This is a genomic window from Methanobrevibacter sp. (assembly GCF_050872065.1).
Classification (GTDB): Archaea; Methanobacteriota; Methanobacteria; order Methanobacteriales; family Methanobacteriaceae; genus Methanocatella.
Map to the genome: position 1 here is coordinate 1 of NZ_JBNMGD010000061.1, position 6,770 is coordinate 6,770.

At 28.5% G+C, this 6,770-nt stretch carries 7 protein-coding genes and 1 riboswitch; of the genes, 1 reads left to right on the forward strand and 6 read right to left on the reverse strand.

Going from position 1 to position 6,770, the window contains the following annotated elements:
- Window positions 1-56 precede the first annotated feature (56 nt).
- The 4 genes from ACR0P1_RS07280 to ACR0P1_RS07295 all read right to left on the reverse strand — a co-directional run bounded on the left by ACR0P1_RS07280 (window position 57) and on the right by ACR0P1_RS07295 (window position 3,469).
- A complete protein-coding gene (locus ACR0P1_RS07280; RefSeq protein ID WP_432645743.1) occupies window positions 57-806 on the reverse strand; it encodes a hypothetical protein in 750 nt (249 codons plus the stop codon).
- Window positions 807-997: 191 nt separating this feature from the next.
- A complete protein-coding gene (locus ACR0P1_RS07285; protein ID WP_432645744.1) occupies window positions 998-2,014 on the reverse strand; it encodes a hypothetical protein in 1,017 nt (338 codons plus the stop codon).
- A gap of 253 nt (window positions 2,015-2,267) precedes the next feature.
- Entirely contained in the window at window positions 2,268-2,690 is a 423-nt protein-coding gene (locus ACR0P1_RS07290) for a zinc ribbon domain-containing protein (RefSeq protein ID WP_295029880.1), read from the reverse strand.
- Between the two features lie 107 nt (window positions 2,691-2,797).
- Entirely contained in the window at window positions 2,798-3,469 is a 672-nt protein-coding gene (locus ACR0P1_RS07295) for an Ada metal-binding domain-containing protein (protein WP_295029882.1), read from the reverse strand.
- A 365-nt stretch (window positions 3,470-3,834) separates the two neighbouring features.
- Between ACR0P1_RS07295 and ACR0P1_RS07300 the strand changes: the two genes are divergently transcribed.
- The gene (locus tag ACR0P1_RS07300; protein ID WP_432645745.1) at window positions 3,835-5,331 is read left to right on the forward strand and encodes a glutamine amidotransferase-related protein; all 1,497 of its coding nucleotides are present in this window, start codon (window positions 3,835-3,837) and stop codon (window positions 5,329-5,331) included.
- Window positions 5,332-5,379: 48 nt separating this feature from the next.
- Here the strand turns inward: ACR0P1_RS07300 and ribB are convergent, their stop codons facing one another.
- Both ribB and ACR0P1_RS07310 read right to left on the reverse strand, forming a co-directional pair.
- Entirely contained in the window at window positions 5,380-6,063 is a 684-nt protein-coding gene (gene ribB, locus ACR0P1_RS07305) for a 3,4-dihydroxy-2-butanone-4-phosphate synthase (protein ID WP_432645746.1), read from the reverse strand.
- Between the two features lie 53 nt (window positions 6,064-6,116).
- Window positions 6,117-6,246: riboswitch (FMN riboswitch) on the reverse strand.
- 44 nt (window positions 6,247-6,290) lie between these two features.
- On the reverse strand, window positions 6,291-6,665 hold the full coding sequence (locus ACR0P1_RS07310) for a DUF120 domain-containing protein (RefSeq protein WP_432645747.1): 375 nt from the start codon (window positions 6,663-6,665) through the stop codon (window positions 6,291-6,293).
- Between the last annotated feature and the right edge of the window lie 105 nt (window positions 6,666-6,770).

The window sequence follows — 6,770 nt, forward strand, 5'->3', positions numbered from 1 at the left end:
AACAAAATAATATAATTTATCTAAATTCAGTAAATTTTTATTGTACTAATAGATAACTATTTGTCTAAAGAATCAACAATGTCTGCGCTATCAACAGGAGTCCCATTTTTAAGATGATCTAGCATATATTGTGTATCAACAAATAGACCTTCATCTAATTTATTTAAGTATTTCTGAGTATGAGGACAAACGTAAATACATCTTGAACAAAAAGTTTCATCCCTTCTAATTTTTCTACAACCATCAGGATCGTAAATATTTTTTTTAGAAGGATCCCAAGCTATTCCAGTAATTGTTTGGGCAGGACAAATTGTACAACATTCCATACATTTGCCACATAATGATTTTACCATAGGTTTACCGTATTCGAAAGTAGCATCAGTTAAAATAGCTCCCAATCTCAAAGCATTACCATATTTTTTAGTTACTAACAATCCACACCGTCCAATCCAACCAAGACCACTTATAGTAGCTAGTGTTTTTAAAGGAGGCCTTTTAATTCTCTTATCACCTTTCACCCATTTAGTATCATGAGTAATGGCTAGAGAAGAATATTCATTTTCTTTTAAAAACTTCGATAAGTCTTTTGCAGTCCTTATTAAAAATTTATTCATTCTATTATAATATTCTCCACGAGTTTTAACATCCCTAGTATCAATAGCTTCAATCATCACTTTTGGAGCTGGAATGTAAAATACAACTGCAGAAGCATAACCAAACTCCGGAAAATCAGTTAAATCTGCAAAACCAACTTCAGCAACACCACGTGCTTTTAAAAACTTAATTACACTATCGTTTAATTTCATATGTATATATCTATCTTTTCTTGTTAATTATTATAACTAAAAAGTTATAACTTAACCTCAATATTGATATACAAATATGTCTACGACAATAAACATACCTACAACAATCACTCCCATATTTAGAATAACTAATGAAATGAATAGAAATGCGAGAAACTTAAAAATAACACGAGTTGTATGCATTTCATTGACTATTCTTTAAATCTATTAGTATATAACTCTAGTTTTTCCATTTCAGCAGGATCATTAACAAACACTTTTAAATCTGCTGTAAGCATTAATTTTATTACATTATAAAAAGCTTCCCAATCAAAAACCATAGAGGTTTCATACTGCAATTGGGAATATTTTGGAATATCATTAATTCTAGAAAATTCCTGTTTTATATCATTTCTTAATTTTTCATCAATAAATGATTCCATGATATCTTTAATATAAAATGCGAATGTATTTCCAATCTGATTTGCAACATCAATAAGTTCTTCACCGAATTCACTTTTAAAACTTAATAAACACTGCTCATATGACCCATAATCCTGATAACCAAATACTGCAAATCTTCCTTCAACTGTATGGGCACAATATTCATCAACAAGATAATTTAAGTTATTTTTACTTAAAATATAAGCTACAAACGCTTCAACAGCTCCTGTTTTATTTGTATCCAAAATTTCTGAGACAATTTGTTCTAGAATTTCAGCCATTAAGAAATGTGAAAGTTCATGGATTAATGTTGTGATTTGCAATGCATCTGTTGCTCTATCATCAATGAATATTTCATTAAATTTAAAATGACCTAAATCGCCTCCTCCCTCTTTATAATCTGTTTTAACAAATGATTTTGAAAATAAAAGTATTTTATCAAGAGCCGTTAAGGTTTTTAAGTCAATTTGATATTCCCCAAGCAAATAGTTTATGATGGATTTATATGTTTTTTTAATGTTTGAAATGATATTTTCGAATTGTAATTGTGTTAAATTGAATTTATTTAATTTATCAATGTTTGTTTGAGTAAATAATTCATATATATCCTCAAAATTATTTGAATAATTGGAAACTCCATAATATTTATTTGGATTAGTTTTTAATTCTTTAATATTAACAGTTAATTTTTCATTACTATCACATTTAGTGCAGTAATTATAATCTTTAGGATATCTATGTCCACAGTTCCTGCAAATTTTAACTAAATCTCTGATATACACCAATTCAATCAATTCATCATGCTGTGAGCAATAATTATACTCTTCCTGATATTTTTTATGGCACCTTGGACAAATTTTTCCATAGCCATCGGCATTATCCTCACCATAGACAATTAAATCTTTTAAAACCAGCTGCTTGTTTTTCTTTTCTATGCTATCCCTACCAATATGAATATAATATTAACATTTAATTACGTCTTGATTAAATCAATGAGAAATTTTTGAAGGTCTGATTATTCTTTCAAATCAGACCTCTCTACGGATTACATACAGAACAAGGCACTTTTCCATCAGCAATAGCATCTTCACGGGATTGATAAACAATTTTATTACTATCTTTGATCTTTTGAGCCCATTCACATGTTGGTAAATGGAATTTTTCTGCTTTTGCACTAGCCCAGTATTCACTAGAAACACTGTTAGTATTAGAATCTGAATTATCTACTGCGTTTGTATTATTAGTTGGCTCAATAGATTGAGTATTAGAACTTGCATCATTAGTAGAAGGAGTGTTATTGAACAACATTCCAGAAGCTAAAACACCAACAATTGCAATTACAACAATAATTGCAACTATTGTAATTATTTTATTATTAGATTTCTTAGATACAGGTTTTCCACATTTTGGGCATCTTTTATCATTTTCTGTGAGGGTCGCACCACATTCACATTTAACCATTTAATCACATTACCTAAAAATTTATTTTAAAGAAGAAAATATCTTTCAAATAATTATATTGCTTTAGGTATTAATAAAAATATAGTAAAAAATAATAGGAGTAGTCCTTAAGGACTACAAACTTTGCACGGTACATATCCAGAATTAATTGCATCATCTCTTGAATGGAAAACAACTTTATTACTAGAAGAAATCTTTTGAGCCCATTCACATCCTGGATTATGGAATTTGCCTGCTTTAGAACTTGCAACATATGTAACTGATGAACTGGAAGAATCATCAGTTTGTTCTTGAACTGGTTCATCCACTTGTTCATCCGTTGTTTTAGTAATATTAGTTGAATTACCTTCAAATACAATAGTATTTCCATTATATACTGTTAAATTAAAACTCTTAATATCAGATGATGGATCGACATGAATTCTATAATTTCCTTGAGATCCTGAAATCAGTTCAGTTGTATTATTAACAACTTTGCCATTTTTATCATATGATACAACTACAACATCTAATTCATCTTCAGATACATCGTTTAAATTAAAATTGATGTAATAATTAGTTTTTTTATCAACTTTACCATTACTATCAGTGTGTTTATAAGCCTCCTTTTCGATGAATAAATTATCAATATCTACAGAAGGTGGAGTATTAAAAATATCCAAAATATTTAAAGAAAATTCTGTAAATGAATTTATATTATCTTCTGCAGCCATTACAGGACTTGCACAAATCAAAAAAGTAGCTATAAAAATTAAAGATATAACCAGTTTATTATTCATAATAATCCTCAAAAACTTTATTAATACTACTTTTATTATTAGAACATAAATAACTTAGTAATTAAATATTATTTTAATTAGATTAATAATGTAAAATACAATAGAACAAATGCTATTTATACTTAAATCATTTCATCTTTTTTATGAAAATATTAAAAATCGTATAACATTACATTATGACAGTGAAAGACTTTTTAAGATATTAAAAGTCAAAAACTAAATATATTGGATTTTTATAATATGATTAAACCATTTTAGTGAAATTCAAAAACCAGCACATATTATAAATTTCTTTTTACACTTGAAATGCACGTCTAAAAATTTAATATTTATAAAATACAATAAGTTATCAAGAGGTTATTTTTATGACAAGAATTGGACTTGCTTATGTTAATGGAGCAGTTCCAGGATTTGAGGATTTTGGAAATTTGCCAACAGATATTGTTAGGGAAAATGGACTTGTTGATGGATTAAAAGCTAGTGATGAGTTAGATGCATTAATTATTCCTGGTGGAACATTAATTGAATCAAATGACATTAACATGGGATTGAATACTGAAATTAAAAAAATTGCCCGTGATGGAAAGCCAATCATTGGAATTTGTGCAGGTTTTCAATTATTATCAAATCAGATAGACATTGGAAGAAAATCTCCAGTACCAATTATTAAAGAAGGTCTTGGAATAATTGACGTTAATTTTTCACCTTTAATCACAAGCGATCGTGTTAAGGCTAAAGTATTTGACAACTCATTTTTGGTAAAAGGCCAAAGTGAAGATATTGACGGTTTTCACACACATACTTATGGTAAAGTAGAAGGAGATGCAAAGCCATTGTTCTATTCTCAGGTTCAAAGAATGAATTATGGAGATACCAATAAAGATAATGAATATAATATCTTTTCAGGTGCAGTTAATGATGATGGTAACGTTATCGGTACAATGATTCATGGAATATTAGATGAAAATCCAATTCTTGTAAATAACTTATTAGAAAAAATAGATGCTAAAAATATCGATGAAATATACAGTAGAAACCTTGAAGTTAAAAAATACTTACAAAGTGAAGTTGGAATCAATACCAACATTAAAGTTCCACAATTAAAAACAAAAACTAAAAAACCTAAATATCTAATGATTGGAAGTAATGGGTCAGATTCAGGAAAAACATTCATCATTACAGGACTTGCAGGTGCTTTAAGAAAAAGAGGATATAAAGTTGCTCTTCTAAAAGTCGGTCCAGATGTACGTGACATTATACCAGGATTATATTTGACAAAAGGAAAAATGGAAGAATTTTCATCTATAAAAATTGGTCATTTAGGTTGGATGGACATTGAATCTACAATATCAAAGCTTAATTCTTCAGATTATGATATTGTATTGATTGAAGGAGTTATGAGCGTATTTACTGGACTTTTAAATGAAAAAGTACCATTTTCAGCTGCAGAAATTGCAATGTCTTCCAAAATACCAATGATATTAGCATCAGGTGTTAATAAAGGAGGAATAGAATCCGCTGCAGTTGATTTGGTTTCTCATGCCAATACGCTTGAAAAATTTGGAGTACCAGTAGAAGCAATATTACTCAATAAAATATACAATGAAGATATTTTCAACGAAGTAATACCTTATATTAAAAACAACACAAATGTAAATAAGGTTTTAAAATTACCTAAACTAAAATCAGCAGATATGAGAGGATTTATTCCAGAAGTTGAGATTAGATATGAACTATTCACCAATCATGCAATGGATTTAATTGAAAATAACTTAAATATTGATGAGATAATTAATATGGCTCGTGAAGTTGAATTTGAAAAAATATACACATTTGATGAAATTAAAAGTAAAATAGTATAGTTAATTACAAAAAATAAGAGATAAAAAAAGCTAATTAAAAAAATTAGCTTATTCCTCTAAATATTTATTAATGATGTCTTCACCTTTAAGTAAGATTAATCCATTTTCTTCTGCAAATTTACGAGCATCAGCAACGGATGTAGCTTGTCCAGTTTCACTGTCCATCATTTCACAAACTACACATACAGGAGTGACGCCAGCCATTTCACATAATGCAAGACCTATTTCAGTGTGTCCCCTTCTATTTTTAACAAGGCCATCTGCTCCTCTTAAAAGACATACATGACCAGGTGATCTGAAAGTAGATCCAAATTCATCAAATCTTCCTTCTTTCATCATTTTAGCACATTCACTAATAGTCATTGCCCTATCATGATCAGTTACACCAGTGAATGAATCTCTGTGATTTACCCAAATTGAAAATGAAGACCTTTCATCGTATGGAATATCATTAGGTGCAAGTTTAGATAACTCTGGATATTTTTCACTTGCAGCTTCCATAATATCTACCATAAATGGTAAGTGAATTTCATCACAAAAATCAGAATGTAAACAATTACAGATTAATCCACCTGCATTATCCCTCATTGAAGCAACAGATTTAGGAGTTACAAATTCAGAAGCGATAATCATATCAACTTCTCCTTCTCTATCATCATCATCAAAAACTAGTACGAATTCACCATTTCTAATTGCTTCTAAAGCTTTATCTAAGTTTGTTTCTTGATTCATAGTAATATCTCCTTATAATACTAGAACCAGGGCTAAAAATAACTAAAATACTTATTTCTTCTCTTTCATCCGGACTGTAACCGTCGGTTTTGGAATTTCACCAAATCAACACTATATGTGCTCATGGACTTATTATAAAAAATCACCACCGGTGGAGAATTTCACTCCGCCCTGAGAACGTAATTAATAATTATATTAATTATATATAAAAAATTTACTATTTAATTTTAAAATTCCAGAGATACAATATCTCCATCATTTAAAGCTAATTCATCTCTCAACTTATCTTTTGAAATGAATTCTAAATAATTTTCTTCATGAGTGGTTTTTGCTGGAAATACAATAGCTCCATCAATATCATCATTTAATTTTGCTTTAATATACTTTACAGCTCCAAATCCTTCATCTGGCTTGATTAAATTTTGACAATTATTTTTTATTTTATTTATTTCATCTAAATAACCATTATTAACAACAATATTCAATGTTCCAGGGAAAGGAATAAATCCTAAATTTTTCTTAAATTCATTTGTATAGAATTCCTGTGATAAGAAATATGCTGCTTTTCCTAAACCAGTTGTAACTTCACCATCAATTTTCATGAATTAACCTCTAAATTAAATACATATAACCTCAAAAATTATCTAAATTTTCAATTTAAATAATATTGAAATAAAATAATCTATTTCATGAGATTCATATATAAA